We start from the raw sequence: 18,090 nt of genomic DNA, 5'->3' as shown, positions 1-18,090 counted from the left end.
GCTCCCTGTGTTTTAACTCCACCCCCCTCCGTCTGACACTTTTTTGTGTTCCCGCGGTGTGTGTTTTTTTTTTTTTGTGCGGGGGGGGGCGGGGGGCCCCCCCCCCCCCCCGACCGATCACCTCGTGTCGTCGCCGTCGAGGTCCAGACCCGGCAGCAGGTCGGGCAGCAGCGGCGGGATGGTGATGTCCGGCTGGGACGGCCTGCCGCCGCCCGTCTCGCCCTTGCCCGTGGACGGGCTCGGCGTGGCCGCGCCGGTCGGGGGTTCCAGCAGACCACCGGCGCCACCCACCAGGCCGCCCTGCTCCTCGGGAGCGGCCGACGCCGACGGGTGCGGCTTGGCGGAGGCGTCACCGGGGCGGCTGTGGCTCGGGGTGGCCGGGGAGGACATCGGCTGGCCGCGCTCCGGCTCCACCGCGCCGGGGCGCGGCGGCAGCTCGCCGCTCGGCTGGCCGGACTCACCCTGCTGCTCCCGGGAGGTGGGCAGCAGTGAGCGCAGCGGGCCGACCTCATCGTCTATGGCGTCGAAGACCGAGCTGACCTGCTCGCCGACGTCCATGAGCTGGACCGGCAGCTGGTCGCGCAGGCGGCTCCAGCCGTCGCGGTGCGACGTGGTGAAGGTGGACAGCTCCCGCATCGCGCCGAGCGAGCCGTCCCGCTTGTAGACCTCGCGCAGCAGCCGGTGGCCCTCGGAGGCGTCGTGGCGCATCCCGGACAGGGCCCGGCGGATCTCGCCGAGCTGGTCGTGGTCGAGGTCGCCGGAGCGGGCCCGCTCCATCAGCCGGCGCGCCTCGCTCAGCCGGGTGGACGCCTGGTCCAGGTAGATCCGGCCGCGGTCGGCGTCGCCGTCGGCCATCTCCAGCTTCAGGCCCTCCATGCCCCGCTTGACCCCGTAGAGGGTGTCGCCCGGGAGCGCGTCGGAGCTGGCCGCGGCGACGCCGCCGAACGCGCCCGCCGCGACTCCCACGGTGAGCCCCCCGGCCGCGAGCCCCTTGGACCAGCGGGAGCGGGGCCGGAGTCTGGCCACCGGGGGTTTCGCCCGGTGGGCGCCGCTGCTGCGGCGGCGCTGCTCGGGGACGCGGGACGCGCCGTCCGCGAAGGCGGCCTCCATGGCGGCGATCAGCTGGGCCCGCTGGGCGGTTTTGACGTCGGCGGACAGGGTCGGCGCGGGCAGTTCGCCGAGCTGCCGCGCCACGCCCATCAGCCGCTGCTGCTGGCCGGGGCTGTCCGTCGCCGGGCCGGACGGTTCGGGCCCGGCCGCCCCGTTCGTGTCCTGGGACGCCTGGTGCCGGCTCTCCAGAGCCTCCAGGGCCTCCAGCGCCTCGGCGAAGGCGTTCGCCCGCCGGTGCGCCGATACGTTCGCGATCACGGGCGGCACCTCCTCTTCTCGTGACGGTCGACTCCCCAGGACACCCAGAGGTTCCGTGCCATGCGCGCGTCCACCCGATCGAGTGAGGGGACTACGGGCAGGGTACGACCGCGAGGCGCCTGCATCTCCCACAACGAGCGGCGCAGCACAGGGGTTACGCCCTCCCGATGATCGGACCACACGTCGCGCCCGCGCTTCCCGGGGTCAGCGGGCGTCGTCCGGCAGCAGCCGTGCGAGGGTGCGCACGGCCCGGTACTGCAGGGTTTTGATCGCGCCCTCGTTCTTCCCCATGACGCGGGCGGTCTCGGCGACCGAGAGGCCCTGGAGGAAGCGGAGCGTCACGCACTCCTGCTGCTGCGGGTTGAGTTTTCGCACCGCCTGCAGCAGCGCCGCGTTGGAGAGGGACTCCAGGACGGAGTCCTCCGGGCTGCGCTCGACCTCGTTGGCGTCGAGCATCTCGCCGGTGGTGACCTCCAGCCGGAAGCGGCTGGACTTGAAGTGGTCGGCGACGAGGTTACGGGCGATCGTCACCAGCCAGGCGCCGAAGTCGCGGCCCTGCCAGGTGAACGTCCCGATGCGGCGCAGGGCGCGCAGGAACGTCTCGCTGGTGAGGTCCTCGGCCGTGGCCCGGCCGCCGACGCGGTAGTAGATATAGCGGTACACCGTGTCGGCGTACTGGTCGTAGAGGCGCCCGAAGGCCTCGGCCTCGCCCGCCTGGGCGCGCTCCACGAGGTCCATCATCCGGCGGCTGTCGCTGTCGGCGCTGGGCCGGCGGGCGGTGGAGGTCGAGGTCGAGGTGGAGCCGCGGGTTCGTCTGCCGACCGCCGCTCCGCCATCGGTGAGGGCATAGCAGGGACTGGCAGGGACGGGCGAGGCGAGGGCGAAGGCGGGGACGGCATACGCGGTGGGGACGAAGCCGCGCAGACAGTCGAGGACCGTTGCGCGCAGCGTAGCCAGGCCCGAGGCGTCAACCCCGACGTGTGGGTACACGGGACTCCCAGAGGCAGAGCTTCCATCACGTGCAGTACGGGACCGTTCACCCGCCGTAGGGACGCGTGGGTACCGGTTTGCGTCTAAGGAGAATAACGCTTCGTGTAGGCGGCGCTACACCCAGTTGCTCAAATCATCGTTTCCGTCTGCTTCGTTATGGGTTGATGACTGATCAAGTGCCGAATGCAGTATGGGAGTTGATCGAAAACCTTCGCTGCTTGTGCGCCGGTATGGCGTGTTGTGACAAACCAGCGGTAAGGGGACTGGCGGGGGCGCTATGGGGCAGCAAACGCGGATTGACTGAAACGGGACGGACGCGGTCGTTCGATGACCCGCCGCATCGCTGCCCAAGCCGTCACGCAGCGCGACGATCAGTCAAGGGCGGGCATGCCCGGTCACCCTCGTACGGCGACGGTCGGTCACGGTGCGCGGCCCGCCGGAGGGGTGTCCCGGTGGCTCGGGGTGCTAGCGGCGCCGGCGGTGGAGGGCCACCGCGGCGGCCGTGCCGCCCGCCACCGCGCCCACCCCGGCCGCGGCCGGGATGCCGATGCGGGCCGCCTTGCGGCCGGTGCGGTAGTCGCGCAGCCGCCAGCCGCGGTCGCGGGCGTGTTTGCGCAGCTGGCTGTCGGGGTTCACGGCGTAGGGGTGGCCCACGATCGACAGCATCGGGATGTCGTTGGAGGAGTCGCTGTACGCCGCGCAGCGGTTCAGGTCGAGCCCCTCGGCCGCCGCGAGGGCCCGTACGGCCTCCGCCTTCGCCGGGCCGTGCAGCGGCTCGCCGACCAGTTTGCCGGTGTACACGCCGCCGACGGACTCGGCCACCGTCCCCAGCGCCCCGGTCAGCCCCAGCCGCCGGGCGATGATCGTCGCGGTTTCGACGGGGGCCGCGGTCACCAGCCACACCCGCTGCCCGGCGTCCAGGTGGGCCTGGGCGAGGGCCCGGGTGCCGGGCCAGATGCGGTCGGCCATGTACTCGTCGTAGATCTCCTCGCCGATGGACATCAGCTCGGCGACCCGGTGGCCCTTGACGATCGACAGCGCGCTGCTGCGCACGTCCTCCATGTGGGCCGGGTCCTCGACTCCGGCCATCCGGAACCACGTCTGCTGCCAGGCGAAGCGGGCCAGCTCGCGCTTCTGGAAGAAGTGCCGCTTGTAGAGGCCGCGGCCGAAGTGGAAGAGCGCGGCGCCCTGCATGACCGTGTTGTCGAGGTCGAAGAAGGCGGCCGCCTGCTCGTCGCCGACCACCGGGAACTCCGGCTCGGCGGCGGTCTGCGGCGGCGGGGTCTCGGCCGACGACTTGCGCGCCGCCTCGGCCGACGCCTCTCCGGCGAGGACGCTCCGCTCCGTGGCGGGTCGTCGACGGCGGGTTACCCATCCCAGTGCGGCCATAGAGCGAGCATAGCCATGCCCATGGCGCTCGCCGTTACGCCAGGGTGTCGGGCGGATTCAGGTTGCGCGAAAGGAAGGCGGGCGAAGCCGGGCCGTACGGCGGTCCGTCAGCCGCCGAGGGCGGCGCGCAGCCGCTTCGGATCGACCCGCCAGAAGTCGTGCTGGGCGCCGTCGACCAGGACAACCGGAATCTGCTCCCAGTACGTGCGGTACAGCTCCTCGTCCTGGGTGATGTCCTTCTTCTCCCAGGGGGTGCCCAGCTCGCCGCAGACCTTCTCGATCACGGCCTCGGCGTTCTCGCAGAGGTGGCAGTCGGGCTTGCCGATCAGCGTCACCATGCGCTCGCTGGGCTTCTTGCGGGGGCTACGGCGCAATAGCGGACTCATGGGCTCCATGATGCCCGGACCGACGAGTTCGGCGGCGGGGCCCCGGTCGGTTTACGATCGTGGGCGATTTGTTGCTGTCCGGGGGTAAAACGGTGAGGAGTGATGGCCCGTGCTCCCCTCGGTGGCTCCGTCGGCGCCCGCGCGGTACGTGCGCGTCCATGGGAAACGGTGCGACGCTGGTGGTGGTTCCGTGGCCAGGTCGAAAAGGCGCGTGACACCGGTCACTTTGCTCGGACAAAGCGGACACCATCTTTGTGCACGCGTTCACAAAGACATAGCCTGCTGTCGATGGGGCGGCCTCACGCCATCCGGCCGCCCGCAGCCCCGCTCTACCCGCAGGAGCACCGTGGCAACTGGCCGAACTCACCGACCGGCGACCCGAAGCCGAGGAATCCCCGAGGCCACCGTCGCCCGGCTACCGCTGTATCTGCGTGCCCTGACCGCGCTCTCCGAGCGCTCGGTCCCCACGGTGTCCTCCGAGGAACTCGCGACCGCCGCCGGGGTCAATTCGGCCAAGCTGCGCAAGGACTTCTCGTACCTCGGCTCGTACGGCACCCGGGGTGTCGGCTACGACGTGGAGTACCTCGTCTACCAGATCTCGCGGGAACTCGGCCTCACCCAGGACTGGCCGGTCGTGATCGTCGGTATCGGTAATCTCGGCGCCGCGCTCGCCAACTACGGCGGCTTCGCCTCCCGTGGCTTCCGGGTGGCCGCGCTGATCGACGCCGATCCGGCGATGGCCGGGAAGCTGGTCGCGGGCATCGCGGTGCAGCACACCGATGAGCTGGAGAAGATCATCGACGACAACGGGGTCTCGATCGGCGTGATCGCCACCCCGGCCGGTGCCGCCCAGCAGGTCTGTGACCGCCTCGTCGCGGCCGGGATCACCTCGATCCTCAACTTCGCGCCCACCGTGCTCTCCGTTCCGGAGGGGGTGGACGTCCGTAAGGTCGATCTCTCCATCGAGCTGCAGATCCTCGCCTTCCACGAGCAGCGCAAGGCGGGCGAGGAGGCCACCCCTCCCGAGCGGGAGACGGCCGGGACCGGTGAGCCGGGTGTCGCGACGACGCCCAAGCCCACCGCCTCCGCGAACCGCCCGGCCGCCGGCGCGTCCGGTGGCGACGGCCCTCGGCAAGGACCTGACGGGGATGTGCCCGCCGTGATGCCGGCATGAGTCTCCTCGTCGTCGGAATGAGTCACCGCAGCGCGCCCGTGAGCGTGCTGGAGCGCGCTGCCCTGGTGGGGGACGAGCAGGCGAAGCTGCTGCAGGACACGCTGGCCGCCGATCCCGCCACCGAGGCCGCGGTGCTGGCCACCTGCAACCGGATCGAGCTGTACGCCGATGTGGACAAGTTCCACGCCGGAGTGGCCGAACTGTCCACCCTGATCGCCCAGCACACCGGTGTCGGCCTGGACGAGCTGACTCCGTATCTCTATGTGCACTACGAGGACCGGGCCGTCCACCACCTCTTCTCGGTGGCCTGCGGGCTGGACTCGATGGTCGTCGGCGAGGGCCAGATCCTCGGCCAGATCAAGGACGCGCTCGCGCTCGGGCAGGAGCTGCACACCGCGGGCCGGATGCTGAACGACCTCTTCCAGCAGGCGCTGCGGGTCGGCAAGCGGGCACACAGCGAGACCGGGATCGACAAGGCCGGTCAGTCGCTGGTGACCTTCGGCCTGGAGCAGCTGGCCGGGGCAGAGCCGGTGGCGGACTGGGCGGCCGGGAAGCGCGCGCTGGTGATCGGCGCGGGCTCGATGTCCTCGCTGGCCGCGACGACCCTCGCGCGGGCCGGTGTGGCAGAACTGGTGATCGCCAACAGGACGTTGGAGCGGGCCCTTCGGCTCGCCGAGTCCCTCGCGGGCCACCACGCCGGGCTGGGCGCCGACGTCGCCGTCGCCGACCTCGCGGCCGACGCCGCGCGGGAGGCCGGTCCGGACGAGCGGCCCGGTCTGATCGCCCGTGCCGTACCGCGCGACCGGGTCGCGAACGAGCTGCCGCACGCCGACATCGTCGTCTCTTGTACGGGCGCGACCGGCCTGGTGCTGACCGCCGACGATCTGCGCACCGCGCTCACCCAGCGGGCGGGCTGCCCCACGGGCGGGCACGCCGCCACCGTCTCGCTGCTGGATCTGGCGATGCCGCGCGACATAGACGCGGCGGCGCACCGGATCGAGGGGCTGCGACTGGTCGACATCGAGTCCCTCGCCGAGGCGGCCGCCACCCCCGCCGACGGCTCGGGCTCCTCCGCCGTCGCGCTCGCCGCCGACGTCGACAAGGTCCGCGGAATCGTCTCCGCCGAGGTGTCCGCCTTCGGGGCGGCCCAGCGCGCCGCGCACATCACGCCGACCGTGGTCGCGCTGCGTACCATGGCGGCAGATGTCGTCGCGAGTGAGATCGCCCGGCTCGACGGACGCCTGCCCGACCTGGACGACAAGCAGCGCTCGGAGATCACCCAGACCGTGCGCCGGGTCGTCGACAAGCTGCTGCACGCGCCCACCGTGCGGGTCAAGGAGCTGGCGAGCACCCCGGGTGGCGCGGGTTACGCGGACGCGCTGCGCGAACTCTTCGACCTCGACCCCCAGGCGGTCGCCGCCGTCAGCCGGGCCGACACGGGCGGTCCGGGCCGCGCGGCCGCCGGAGAACCGAACGACCCGAAGGGAGGCCGGGCATGACCACCGCCCCCGCCACCCCGCTGCGGCTGGGGACCCGCCGCAGCGCGCTCGCCATGGCCCAGTCCGGCCTGATAGCCGACCGGGTGCGCGAGCTGACCGGCCGCCCCGTCGAGCTGGTCGAGATCACGACGTACGGGGACGTCTCGCGCGAGCAGCTGGCGCAGATCGGCGGCACCGGCGTCTTCGTCTCGGCGCTGCGCGAGGCGCTGCTGCGCGGCGAGATCGACTTCGCCGTCCACTCGCTGAAGGACCTGCCGACCGCCGAGCCGGAGGGCCTCACGCTGGCCGCGATCCCGCGCCGCGCGGACCCGCGCGACGCGCTGATCGCCCGCGACGGCCTCACCTTCGAACAGCTGCCGTCCGGCGCCCGGATAGGCACCGGATCGCCGCGCCGGGCCGCACAGCTCAACGCCTGGGCGCGGTCGTCCGGGCTCGCTGTCGAGACGGTGCCGATCCGCGGCAACGTCGGCACCCGGATCGGCTACGTCCGCTCCGGTGAACTCGACGCCGTGGTGCTCGCCGCCGCCGGGCTGAGCCGCCTCGGGCGGATCGGCGAGGCGACCGAGATCCTCGACGCCGACCATGTTTTGCCCGCCCCCGGCCAGGGGGCCCTGGCAGTCGAATGTGCCGCGGCCGACGCGGAGATGACTGCCCTGCTCGCCGGACTCGACGACCCGCACACGCGGGCCGCCGTGACCGCCGAGCGTTCCCTGCTCGCCGCCCTGGAGGCCGGCTGCAGCGCACCTGTGGGGGCGCTGGCCGACCTGTTGGGCGACGGTCAGGTTGTCACCGAAATGCGCCTGCGCGGCGCCGTCGGCACGACCGACGGCTCGACGCTGGTGCAGCTGTCCACCACCGGTCCCGTACCCGCGTCGCCCGATCAGGCCGCGGACCTCGGTCGCGAACTCGCCGCCGAGATGCTCGCCAAGGGTGCGGCCGGTCTTATGGGGGAGCGAGCACTTTGAACCCCAACGCCCCTAACCATCCCGGCTGCGGGCACGTCACCTTTCTCGGTGCGGGCCCCGGAGATCCGGGCCTACTGACGCTGCGTGCCGTAGAGGCACTGGCCGCCGCGGACGTGCTGATCGCCGACCCGCACGTGCTCGACGTGGTGCGTACGCACGTCAGGCCGGGCGTGGCCGCGGAAGCTCAGGGCACGCCAGGGCAAGCGGGCCCTGACGTGTCGTCAGGCTCCGCAGAGGTCCCGGTACTCCGGGACAGCACCAATCTTGTCATGGCGGCCGCGCGCGGCGGCAAGCGGGTCGTCCGCGCCGTCGCGGGCGACCCCGGTCTCGACGGGTACGCCGCCGACGAGATGCTCGCGTGCGCCGCCGAGGGCATCGTCTTCGAGGTGGTCCCCGGTGTCGCGTCCGTGGTGGGCGTGCCCGCCTACGCGGGTGTGCCGCTGCGGGACTCCCAGGGCGCCGATGTGCGCTTCGTGGAGGCCCGTACCGCCGATGAGCGCTGCTGGAGCGAGGTCGGTTCGTCCGACGCGACGGCCGTCGTCTCCGCCACCCTGGAGACGGTCGCGGCCGCCGCCGGGGAGCTGGTGTCCGCGGGCCGTAAGCCGGACACCCCGCTGACGGTCACCGTCGCCGGTACGACCACCCGCCAGCGCACCTGGACGGCGACGCTCGGCACCATCGCGCAGGTGCTGAAGTCGGCGAAGGTGCTGCCGTCGCCGCAGGGCTCGCAGCCCGTGATAGCGGTCGTCGGCGAGAGCGGCGCGGCCGAGCGGCGCGACCAGTTGTCCTGGTTCGAGTCCAAGCCGCTGTTCGGCTGGAAGGTCCTGGTGCCGCGCACCAAGGAGCAGGCCGCCTCGCTCTCGGACCAGCTGCGTTCGTACGGCGCGGTGCCCAGCGAGGTGCCGACGATCGCCGTCGAGCCGCCGCGTACGCCGCAGCAGATGGAGCGCGCGGTCAAGGGCCTGGTCACCGGGCGCTACGAGTGGATCGCGTTCACCTCGGTCAACGCGGTCAAGGCGGTGCGCGAGAAGTTCGAGGAGTACGGGCTCGACGCCCGCGCGTTCGCCGGGATCAAGGTCGCGGCGGTGGGCGAGCAGACCGCCAAGTCGCTGATCGAATTCGGCGTGAAGCCGGACCTGGTGCCCAGCGGTGAGCAGTCCGCGGCCGGGCTGCTGGAGGACTGGCCGCCGTACGACCCGGTCTTCGACCCGATCGACCGGGTGTTCCTGCCGCGCGCCGACATCGCCACCGAGACCCTGGTCGCCGGGCTGATCGAGCTGGGCTGGGAGGTCGACGACGTCACCGCGTACCGCACCGTGCGCGCCTCGCCGCCGCCCGCCGAGACCCGTGAGGCCATCAAGGGCGGCGGGTTCGACGCGGTGCTCTTCACCTCGTCGTCCACCGTGCGGAACCTCGTCGGCATCGCGGGCAAGCCGCACAATGTCACTGTCATCGCCTGTATCGGCCCGGCCACCGCGAAGACCGCGGAGGAGCACGGCCTGCGAGTGGACGTGCTGTCGCCCGAGCCCTCGGTGCTCAAGCTGGCCGAGGCGCTCGCGGACTTCGGCGCGGCGCGGCGCCAGGCCGCGGTCGAGGCCGGGGACCCGGTCACGCGCCCGAGCGAGCGACGGCCCGGATCGCGAAGGAGGGCACGCTCTTGAGCACGCGCTACGGCGGTTTCCCCGGGGCCCGTCCCCGTCGGCTCCGCACCACACCGGCGATGCGGCGCATGGTCGCCGAGACCCGGCTGCACCCGGCCGACCTGATCCTGCCCGCCTTCGTGCGGGAGGACCTCAGCGAGCCGGTGCCGCTGCAGTCGATGCCGGGTGCCCTCCAGCACACCCGGGACTCCCTGCGGAAGGCCGCGGTCGAGGCGGTCGAGGCGGGCGTCGGCGGGTTCATGCTGTACGGGGTGCCGGAGGAGTCCAAGAAGGACGCCGTCGGCACGCCCGGCACCGACCCGGACGGCATCCTCCAGGTCGCCCTGCGCGATGTGCGCGCCGAGGTCGGCGACGACATCGTGATCATGTCGGACCTGTGCCTGGACGAGCACACCGACCACGGCCACTGCGGCGTCCTGGACGCCGAGGGCCGGATCGACAACGACGCCACCCTGGAGCGCTACGCCGAGATGGCCCGCGCCCAGGCCGACGCGGGCGCCCACACGGTCGGCCCGAGCGGCATGATGGACGGCCAGGTCGCCGTCATCCGCGAGGCCCTGGACGGCGCCGGTCACCAGGACGTGTCGATCCTGGCCTACACCGCCAAGTACGCCTCCGCCTTCTTCGGCCCGTTCCGCGAGGCGGTCGGCTCGTCCCTCAAGGGCGACCGCAAGACGTACCAGCAGGACCCGCCCAACGCCCGCGAATCGCTGCGCGAGCTGGAGCTGGACCTGGCCGAGGGCGCCGACATGGTCATGGTCAAGCCCGCCCTGCCGTACCTGGACATCCTCCACCGCATCGCCGACGCGGTGGACGTCCCGGTGGCCGCGTACCAGGTCTCCGGCGAGTACGCGATGGTCGAGGCGGCCGCCGCGAACGGCTGGATCGACCGCGACCGCGCCATCATGGAGTCCCTGACCTCCATCCGCCGCGCGGGCGCGGGGATGATCCTCACGTACTGGGCCACGGAGGTCGCACAGCGACTGAACCGCGGCGAGTAGTTCGTCCGAGACGCCGATGGCCCCCACCGCTACGGTGGGGGCCATCGCTGCGTCTACGACGTCGGGGAGGACGGTTGTGGCTGAGGTTCCGCCGAAGAAGATCCCTGGGTGCTTGGCCGTGATCCTCACCGGCCGCGGGGAAATCATCCTGCAACTCCGGGACGACAAGCCCGGCATCGGGTGGCCGGGGCACTGGTCCCTCCCGGGAGGCGGACGGGAACCGGGCGAGACGCCGATCGACACCATCCTCCGTGAGATCAAGGAGGAGACCGGCATCGTGCCGGACGCGATCGAGGAGGCCGCGGTGACCCCGTACGACCCCCTCAAGGCTCCGCCGCATGTGTTCCTGGGCACGTGGGACGGTGAGGAGAGCGAACTCGTCCTCGGCGAGGGCCAGGAGCTACGGCTGGTCCCACTGGCTCAATTGCCCGAGAAGATGCCACCCCACATCCGGCACTACATCCTGCAGCTCACCTCGGACGGTTCCTGAGACTTCAGAGTTCATTCCCCGTCGCGGCGCTGCGGTGCGAGCTTTGCCCAGGCGGCGAACGCGGCGGCGACCGTGAGGAGGCCCAGGCCGATCCAGAGGTTGATGCGGATGCCGTCTGCCTTGGCGAGTTCGGCGGGGCCGTCCGTTACGCCCAGGACGGTGAGGACGGCGCCGTACAGGCCGAGGAGGCCGGCGATGAGCCAGCGGACGTCGAAGGTCTTTCCCGGGGGCGGGGGCATGGGGTTCTCTCCGTTCATACCGCGACGACCAGCCAGACGCTCAGGGCCGCCGTCAGGGCCAGGATGATGCCGCCGAGGACCGGCGGGGACTTCCACCAGGGCTGGCGCACCGCCGCCTCGTGGGCGTCGGGGGAGTCGGGGTCGGGGAGGCCCCAGACCAGGCCGCGGAGTTCGGATTCGGGCTTGGGCTGGGTGATGAAGGTGACCGCGATCGTGACGACGGCGTCCACGACGAAGGCGAAGAGGGCGCCGTAGAAGTTGGCCATCTGGGCGTTGATGGTGTCGTGCGGGCCGACTTCGCCGCCGGGGTAGAACCAGCCGATGTGGTAGCTGGAGAGGTGGGCCACGGCGGCGGCCGCGGTGCCGGAGAGCATGCCCCAGAAGCCCGCCCACGGGGTGACCCGCTTCCAGAACATGGCCAGCAGGAAGGTCGCGAAGAGCGGCGAGTTGAAGAAGGAGAAGAGGAGCTGGATGTAGTTCTGGATGTTGTTGTACTCGGAGGCGAGGAAGGCCGCCGCGACGCTGACCGCGATGCCCGCGACCGTGGCGTAGCGCCCGGCGGTGAGGTAGTAGCGGTCGTCGCGGCCGCGCACCACGTAGGGCTTCCAGATGTCGTACGTGAAGACGGTGTTGAAGCCGGAGATGTTGGCGGCCATGCCCGCCATGAAGGCGGCGAGCAGGCCGGTGAGGGCGATGCCGAGGACGCCGGTGGGCAGGAAGCGCTGCATCATCTCGGGGATGACGTCGTTGTACGTGGGCCCGCCGGGCTGGCCCAGCTTGGGGATGATGACCAGGGCGATCATGCCGGGGACCACCGTGAACAGCGGCAGCGCCATCTTGGGGAAGGCCGCGATCAGCGGGGTGCGGCGGGCCGCGTTGAGGTCCTTGGCGGCGAGTGAGCGCTGCACCTCGGCGAAGTTGGTGGTCCAGTAGCCGAAGGCGAGGACGAAGCCCTCGCCCATGGCGAGTCCGATCCAGTCGCCGAGCGGGTTGGTCCAGTGGCCGGGGGTGGTGCCCTGCCAGGTGTGCAGCAGGGTGGGGTCCTGGACGGCGTCCCTGAGGCCGCCGAAGCCGCCGACGGCGTGCAGCCCGATGACGACGATGGGGATCAGCCCGGCGAGGATGACGAAGAACTGCAGCACCTCGCCGTAGATCGCGCCCGCGAGCCCGCCCAGGGTGATGTACGCGAGGACGAAGACCGCCGACAGCACGATGGACAGCCACAGCGGCCAGCCGATCAGCAGCTTGACGATCAGCGCGAGCGCGAAGAGGTTGACGCCCGCGAGCAGCATCTGCGCGACGGCGAAGACCACGCTGTTGAGCAGATGGGTCTGGTTGTTGAAGCGGCGGCGCAGATACTCGGAGACGCTGTGCACCCGCGTCGAGTAGTAGAACGGCATCATCACGACGCCCAGGAAGACCATCGCGGGGATCGCGCCGAGCCAGTAGAAGTGGACCGCGGCGGCCCCGTACTGGGCGCCGTTGGCCGCGCCGCCGATGATCTCCAGGGCGCCGAGGTTGGCGGATATGAAGGCGAGGCCGGTGATCCAGGCGGGCATGGAGCGCCCGGCGAGGAAGAAGTCGCCGGTGGTACGGACGGCGCGCTTGGTGTAGAGGCCGATGGCGATGATCGCGCCGAAGTAGACGGCGAGCAGGAACCAGTCGACGGCGCCGAGGCTCAGGGTGCCGGTCATGTCCGTGTCTCCCCCGAGCCGGTGATGACGAGGTCGGCGGCCTCGCGGCCGGGGGCGACGCGGCGGGCGTTGGCCTCGTCCGTGGTGAGGACCCAGCGTTCGGCCTCGGCGGGCGCCTTGCCGAACCGCTCGTGGCGGTCGATCAGCCGCCGTACCCGCTCCTCGGTGTCCAGCTCGACCCACCAGGTCTCGTCGAGCAGCGCGCGGACCGGGTGCCAGGGCGCGTCGTCCAGCAGCAGGTAGTTCCCCTCGGTGATGACGAGCGGGATCTCGGGCGGGACCGGGAGGGAGCCCGCGATGGGCTGCTCCAGCTCGCGTTCGAAGCCCGGCGCGTACACGGTCTCCCCGGGGCGCGGCTCCTTGAGGCGCCGCAGCAGCGCGGTGTAGCCGTACGGGTCGAAGGTCTCCGGGGCGCCCTTGCGGCCCAGCAGGCCGAGGCGGCGCAGCTCGACGTCGGCGAGGTGGAAACCGTCCATGGGGACCAGGACCGCGCGCTCGGGGCCGAGCGCGCCGACCAGGTACTCGGCGAGGGTCGTCTTGCCCGCCCCGGGCGGTCCGGCGATGCCGAGCAGCCGGCGGCGGCCCGAGTCGGCGCCGGAGGCGGCCAGGCGCTCGGCGCGCTCCAGGAGTTGCTGAGGAGTCATGGCGACGCTTTCGTGGTGTCCGGGGGTGCTCAGGCCGCCGTGTGGGCGTGCGCGGCCTTGATCTGGGCGGCGATGTACGAGCGGGCGTGCGCGGCGAGGTCCGGTCCTTCGGACCACAGGTTCCGCCAGACGGCGAGGTCGTGGGAGAGGCCGGGGGCGACGACGGCCGACGAGAAGCTCTCGAAGGTGATCGGGCCTTGATAGCCGATGTCGGCGAGGGCGTGGAAGAAGGCGGGGAAGTCGATGGTGCCGGAGCCGAGGTAGCCGCGGTGGGACTCGCCGATGTGGACGTAGCCGAGGCGGTCGCCGCAGGCGCGGACGGGGCGGGTGAAGTCCTGCTCCTCGATGTTCATGTGGTACGTGTCCAGGTGGACCAGGACGTTGCCGGCGCCGATCTCGTCGATCAGGTCCAGGCACTGGCGGGCGGTGTTGACCACGTTGGTCTCGTACCGGTTGACCACCTCCAGGCCGAGCGTCACGCCGAGGCCGTCCGCCTCGGCGGCCAGTCGGCGCAGCGCTTGGACGGCGTGCTCGCGCCCCCGGGCGGTGGCGGGGCGGCCGTACTTGCCCAGCGCGCTGTAGAGGACCCCGCCGAAGTAGTCGCCGCCGAGGTCATGGGTGATGCGCAGGGCCTGGCGCAGCAGCGCCTCGCCGCGGGCGGCGGTGTCCGGGTCGTCGGAGGAGACGTCGGAGTCGAAGGAGAGGCCGCGGGAGCAGGCCACGCGCAGGCCGTGGTCGGCGAGGACGGCGCGGGTGTCCTTGACGTCCACCAGCTCCGGGTCGTGGAGCGAGATCTCGACCAGGTCGTATCCGGCCTCGCGGCTGCGGGCCGCGGCGGTCCGGGCGCCTTCGGGCGTCCAGTCGCCGGTCCACACCAGTGCGTGCACTCCGAGGTCGTTCATCGAGGTCCTTCCGCGTCGTTGCGTGCGTGCGCGTCGTTGCGTGGGTGATGCCTGCTCGATGCTACGCATCTTTTGCGTGAGGGCAATACATAAGTGTGCTTGGGTTCGGTCGTAAAGGGCGGTACGGTGTGGGCGGTACCGAACACAGCGTGAACATGGAGGACAGGGCTCAGTGGCGGAGGCGGTCTCGGCAGGTCAGGCGCATCCGACGGGCCCAGGGGCGGTGCTGGCGCTCATCCGCGGCGGCCGGGCCACGACCCGGGCCCAGCTCATGGCCGCGACCGGCCTCTCCCGCTCCACCATGGCCACCCGGCTGGAGGCGCTGGGCGAGGCCGGTTATCTGGAGGTGTCCGGCGCGGCCGACTCCACCGGGGGGCGCCCCGCGGGCTCCTTCCGGCTGCGCCGCGACGCCGGAGTGCTGCTCCTCGCCGACATCGGCGGCAGCCATGTGCGCACCGCGCTCGCCGACATGGCCTGCGACGTCCTCGTCTCGCACCGCCGCGATCAGAACGTGGCCGATGGGCCGGACGTGGTCCTCGGGCAGGTCGCCGCCGACTTCCAGCGGCTGTTGAGGGAAGCGGACGAGCCCGCCGAGCGCGTGCGCGGCATCGGCATCGGGGTGCCCGGCCCGGTGGAGGCGGGCACCGGACGCGTCGTCAGCCCGCCCATCATGACCGGCTGGGACGGCTACACGGTGCCGGACTTCTTCCGCGGCGGCTACGACTGCCCGGTCCTCGCCGACAAGGACACCAATCTGATGGCGCTCGGCGAACACCGCGTCAACTGGCCCGACCGCCGCCATCTGCTCTTCGTCAAGGCGGGCACCGGCATCGGCTCCGGCCTGGTCCTCGGCGGCGCGCTCCACCACGGTTCCCAGGGCGCGGCGGGCGACATCGGCCACATCCCCGCCCCCGGGCTCGACGAGACCTCCCCCGACGCCGCGCTGTGCCGCTGCGGCAACTCCGGCTGTCTGGAGGCCCTGGCCGGTGGCTGGGCGCTGGTCCGCGATCTCACCGCGGCGGGCCACGACATCGCCACCACCGACGACGTCGTGGCCCTCGTCCGGTCCGGCAACGGCGACGCCGTACGGCTGCTCCGGCAGGCCGGGCGGCTGCTCGGCCAGGGCGTCGCCGACGCGGTCAGCCTTCTCAACCCGTCGATCCTGGTCATCGGCGGCGGGCTCGCCCATGCCCAGGAGCATCTGATCGCGGGGATCCGGGAGGTCACTTACCGGCGGTCACTGCCGCTGGCCACCCGCGATCTGCGCGTCGTCCTGTCCCCGCTGGGTACGCGCGCGGGCGTCACCGGCGCGGCTCACATGGTCGCCGACGCCCTCTTCGACCCGGCGGCCATCGACGCGCGGTTGCGCTGATTCCGGGGTCGCTCAGCGGGCGGCGGTCCGGACTGGCGCGGGCTCAGCGGGCGGCCGTCCAGGAGTGGGCGACGTCCACGATGACCTTGCCGTCCGACTGGAAGACGCGGAACGGCAGCCGTGCCCGCACGCCCAGCCCGACCTGGGTGTCGCCCTCGAAGCTGGCGGCGTAGCGGGTGTCGCGGAAGGTCTTGTAGCCGGTGACGTTCACGCCCGGCAGCGGCTGCCTGGCCTTGCCCGGGTACGTGCTCCGGCCCGACTCGTAGTCGTAGCTGGGCGCGCCCACCCGGATGTCCAGGATGGCCCCGCCGTTCACCGGGATCGGGTCGCCGGAGCCGTCCTGGTGCAGCGCGTCGACGTAGCGCACGTCGAACCGCACCTGGTCGGCGGCGGTGGCGCCCTTCACGTCGAAGACCATGCGGTCGAAGCACTCGTGCTGACCGGTCCTGATGTTCTCCAGCGGCTTGTAGTTCCCCGAGGGCGCCGTCTTGTCGCCGCTGCCCCAGCCGGTCGCGCAGGCCGCGGCCGTACCCGCGGTGGCGGTCTGCGCCGCGCCCGCGGTTCCCGCCGTCCCCGCCAGTCCGGCGCCTGCCAGCACGATCGCCGCGAGCGCTGTACCCCACCGTCGCATGATCAATCCCCAAGGTGTCGATTGGCCAGTGATTCATGGGGTTTGACGGGTTGGAGAGGCGCGAGGTTGTCCCGAGGGGCGCATCTTGTCGCAAAAGGTATGGTCGGGGTTAACCCCTCAGGGTGGGGTTACCCTCAGCGCTCACCGGCCGGGTGACCGGATGGGCACGCACTTCCGGTTCGGACAGGCTCGTCCCCATGCCACTGACGACCGGCAAGACCACCGCGCTGGCCCTCGCCACCGCCGCCATCGCCTCCGCCCTGACCACGGTGTCCTCCGCCGAGGCGACCAGCGCGCTCGACTGGGGGGCGTGCGCCGGGGACGGCCATGACGCCCGCCAGGAATGCGCCACGCTCGACGTCCCCCTGAACTACCGCGACCCGGACGGGAAGTCGATCACGCTCACGGTCTCCCGCGTCCGCAGCGAGCGGCCCGAGGCCCGCCGAGGCACCCTGCTGCTGATCCCCGGCGGTCCGGGGGAGCCGGGCCTGAACAGGCCGTCCACCGTGGGCAAGCGGCTGCCGCAGTCGGTGCGGGACGCGTACGACCTCATCAGCTTCGATCCGCGCGGAACGGGCCAGTCCACCCCCGCCAGCTGTGATCTGGCGGCCGGGGACCGGTCCTTGGCCACGACCCGCCCCTGGCCCGCCGCCGACGGCGGCATCACGGAGAACGTCACCACCGCCCGCCGCGTCGCCGACGCCTGCGCCCGCAACGGCGGCGATCTGCTGCCCACTCTCAGCACAGTCAACGAGGCCCGCGACATCGACAGCGTCCGCCGGGCGCTCGGCGAGCGGAAGCTGTCGGCCTGGGGCAGGTCGTACGGGACGTACGTGGGTTCCGTCTACGCGCAGCTGTACCCGGAGCGCACCGACCGCTGGGTGCTGGACAGCAACGACGACCCGGACCCGGAGCAGGTGGAGCGCCGCTGGCTGGCCAACTTCGCGGTCGGTACGGAGGACAGCTTCCCCGCCTTCGCGAAGTGGGCCTCGGACCCCGGCAGTCCGGTCCGGCTCGCCGACACCCCGGCCGGGGTGCGCCGCCTCGTCCTGGACCTGGCCGCCCGGCTGGACGCCGAGCCGCTGCCCTGGGAGGGCGCCAACCCGCCGGAGCTGAACGGCAATGTGTTCCGCCAGAGCGTCCTCACCGCCCTGTACTCCCGGAGCCAGTTCGAGGGACTGGCCCGGCTCGTCAGGGACGCGGAGCAGGGCAGGGTGCCCGGCGCGGCGCCGCCGGATCTGCCGCAGGACACGGCGGCGGTGGCCTTCGCGACGATCTGCAACGACGTGGAGTGGCCGACGTCGGTCCCCGGCCACGCCCGCGCCGTCGCCGCCAGCCGTGTCTCCCACCCGCTGACGGCGGGCATGCCGGTGAACATCACGCCGTGTTCGTTCTGGCGCCACGAGCCCCAGGACAAGCCGGTCCGCATCACCGACCGGGGCCCGTCCAACGTCCTGATGGTGCAGAACCGCTACGACGTCGCCACCCCGTACAGCGGGGCGCTGAACCTGCGGCGTGCCTTCGGGGACCGGGCGCGGATGGTCACCGTCGACACCACGGGCCATGGCGCGGCGTATGTCCCCGCGCCGTACGGCAGCTCCTGCGCGGACCGTGCGGTGACGGACTACCTGGTCGGCGGTGTGCGACCGGCGCGCGATGTGTCCTGCGCGCCGGACGCACGGTGA

At 72.0% G+C, this 18,090-nt stretch carries 17 protein-coding genes; 8 read left to right on the top strand and 9 right to left on the bottom strand.

Translation table 11 applies throughout. The features are described from left to right. Window positions 1-117: 117 nt before the first annotated feature. From ACFV9T_RS16955 to ACFV9T_RS16940, 4 genes are all read right to left on the bottom strand, one after another. Window positions 118-1,368 (bottom strand): DUF5667 domain-containing protein, encoded by a 1,251-nt coding sequence (locus ACFV9T_RS16955; RefSeq protein WP_385440852.1) that lies wholly within the window; start codon window positions 1,366-1,368, stop codon window positions 118-120. Between the two features lie 204 nt (window positions 1,369-1,572). Then, window positions 1,573-2,358: an ECF subfamily RNA polymerase sigma factor, BldN family gene (locus ACFV9T_RS16950; protein WP_385440850.1), complete on the bottom strand. Its 786-nt coding sequence runs from the start codon at window positions 2,356-2,358 to the stop codon at window positions 1,573-1,575. A 465-nt stretch (window positions 2,359-2,823) separates the two neighbouring features. Continuing rightward, window positions 2,824-3,747, bottom strand: coding sequence for an HAD family hydrolase (locus tag ACFV9T_RS16945; protein ID WP_385440847.1), 924 nt, complete (start codon window positions 3,745-3,747; stop codon window positions 2,824-2,826). Between the two features lie 107 nt (window positions 3,748-3,854). Further along, window positions 3,855-4,133, bottom strand: coding sequence for a glutaredoxin family protein (locus ACFV9T_RS16940; RefSeq protein WP_385440845.1), 279 nt, complete (start codon window positions 4,131-4,133; stop codon window positions 3,855-3,857). Between the two features lie 346 nt (window positions 4,134-4,479). Between ACFV9T_RS16940 and ACFV9T_RS16935 the strand changes: the two genes are divergently transcribed. The 6 genes from ACFV9T_RS16935 (at window position 4,480) to ACFV9T_RS16910 (ending at window position 10,923) form a co-directional block, all read left to right on the top strand. Further along, window positions 4,480-5,307, top strand: coding sequence for a redox-sensing transcriptional repressor Rex (locus ACFV9T_RS16935; RefSeq protein WP_385440843.1), 828 nt, complete (start codon window positions 4,480-4,482; stop codon window positions 5,305-5,307). Then, window positions 5,304-6,806 (top strand): glutamyl-tRNA reductase, encoded by a 1,503-nt coding sequence (locus ACFV9T_RS16930; RefSeq protein ID WP_385440840.1) that lies wholly within the window; start codon window positions 5,304-5,306, stop codon window positions 6,804-6,806. Before ACFV9T_RS16935 ends, ACFV9T_RS16930 begins: the two co-directional genes overlap by 4 nt. Continuing rightward, window positions 6,803-7,771 carry a hydroxymethylbilane synthase gene (gene hemC / locus ACFV9T_RS16925; RefSeq protein ID WP_385440838.1) on the top strand — a complete coding sequence of 323 codons (969 nt, stop codon included), beginning with the start codon at window positions 6,803-6,805 and terminating at the stop codon, window positions 7,769-7,771. Before ACFV9T_RS16930 ends, hemC begins: the two co-directional genes overlap by 4 nt. Further along, window positions 7,768-9,432 carry a uroporphyrinogen-III synthase gene (locus ACFV9T_RS16920; protein WP_385440835.1) on the top strand — a complete coding sequence of 555 codons (1,665 nt, stop codon included), beginning with the start codon at window positions 7,768-7,770 and terminating at the stop codon, window positions 9,430-9,432. The genes hemC and ACFV9T_RS16920 overlap by 4 nt, the downstream gene beginning before the upstream one ends. After that, on the top strand, window positions 9,429-10,433 hold the full coding sequence (gene hemB / locus ACFV9T_RS16915; protein ID WP_385440832.1) for a porphobilinogen synthase: 1,005 nt from the start codon (window positions 9,429-9,431) through the stop codon (window positions 10,431-10,433). The genes ACFV9T_RS16920 and hemB overlap by 4 nt, the downstream gene beginning before the upstream one ends. 76 nt (window positions 10,434-10,509) lie before the next feature. After that, window positions 10,510-10,923 (top strand): NUDIX domain-containing protein, encoded by a 414-nt coding sequence (locus tag ACFV9T_RS16910; RefSeq protein WP_385440829.1) that lies wholly within the window; start codon window positions 10,510-10,512, stop codon window positions 10,921-10,923. A gap of 11 nt (window positions 10,924-10,934) precedes the next feature. On the opposite strand, the gene ACFV9T_RS16905 is transcribed toward ACFV9T_RS16910, so the two are convergent. Genes ACFV9T_RS16905 through ACFV9T_RS16890 form a run of 4 tightly spaced genes read right to left on the bottom strand, consistent with a single transcriptional unit; the run spans window position 10,935 to window position 14,402 of the window. Continuing rightward, on the bottom strand, window positions 10,935-11,162 hold the full coding sequence (locus ACFV9T_RS16905; protein ID WP_385440827.1) for a hypothetical protein: 228 nt from the start codon (window positions 11,160-11,162) through the stop codon (window positions 10,935-10,937). A gap of 14 nt (window positions 11,163-11,176) precedes the next feature. Then, complete coding sequence (locus ACFV9T_RS16900; protein WP_385440824.1) at window positions 11,177-12,856, bottom strand: sodium:solute symporter family protein; 1,680 nt, start codon at window positions 12,854-12,856, stop codon at window positions 11,177-11,179. Further along, the gene (locus tag ACFV9T_RS16895; RefSeq protein ID WP_385440821.1) at window positions 12,853-13,500 is read right to left on the bottom strand and encodes a nucleoside/nucleotide kinase family protein; all 648 of its coding nucleotides are present in this window, start codon (window positions 13,498-13,500) and stop codon (window positions 12,853-12,855) included. The genes ACFV9T_RS16900 and ACFV9T_RS16895 overlap by 4 nt, the downstream gene beginning before the upstream one ends. 29 nt (window positions 13,501-13,529) lie before the next feature. Then, entirely contained in the window at window positions 13,530-14,402 is an 873-nt protein-coding gene (locus ACFV9T_RS16890; protein WP_385440820.1) for a sugar phosphate isomerase/epimerase family protein, read from the bottom strand. A 172-nt stretch (window positions 14,403-14,574) separates the two neighbouring features. Here ACFV9T_RS16890 and ACFV9T_RS16885 point away from each other — a divergent pair, with 172 nt between their 5' ends. After that, window positions 14,575-15,774, top strand: coding sequence for an ROK family protein (locus ACFV9T_RS16885; protein WP_385440818.1), 1,200 nt, complete (start codon window positions 14,575-14,577; stop codon window positions 15,772-15,774). A gap of 43 nt (window positions 15,775-15,817) precedes the next feature. Here the strand turns inward: ACFV9T_RS16885 and ACFV9T_RS16880 are convergent, their stop codons facing one another. After that, window positions 15,818-16,405, bottom strand: a complete 588-nt coding sequence (locus tag ACFV9T_RS16880; RefSeq protein ID WP_385440816.1) for a hypothetical protein — start codon at window positions 16,403-16,405, stop codon at window positions 15,818-15,820. 197 nt (window positions 16,406-16,602) lie between these two features. Between ACFV9T_RS16880 and ACFV9T_RS16875 the strand changes: the two genes are divergently transcribed. After that, window positions 16,603-18,090, top strand: coding sequence for an alpha/beta hydrolase (locus ACFV9T_RS16875; RefSeq protein WP_385440814.1), 1,488 nt, complete (start codon window positions 16,603-16,605; stop codon window positions 18,088-18,090).

Source organism: Streptomyces sp. NPDC059850, assembly GCF_042731515.1.
Classification (GTDB): Bacteria; Actinomycetota; Actinomycetes; order Streptomycetales; family Streptomycetaceae; genus Streptomyces.
Note: the sequence above shows the minus strand (reverse complement) of the source record. Positions and strands in the feature narration are given on the sequence as shown.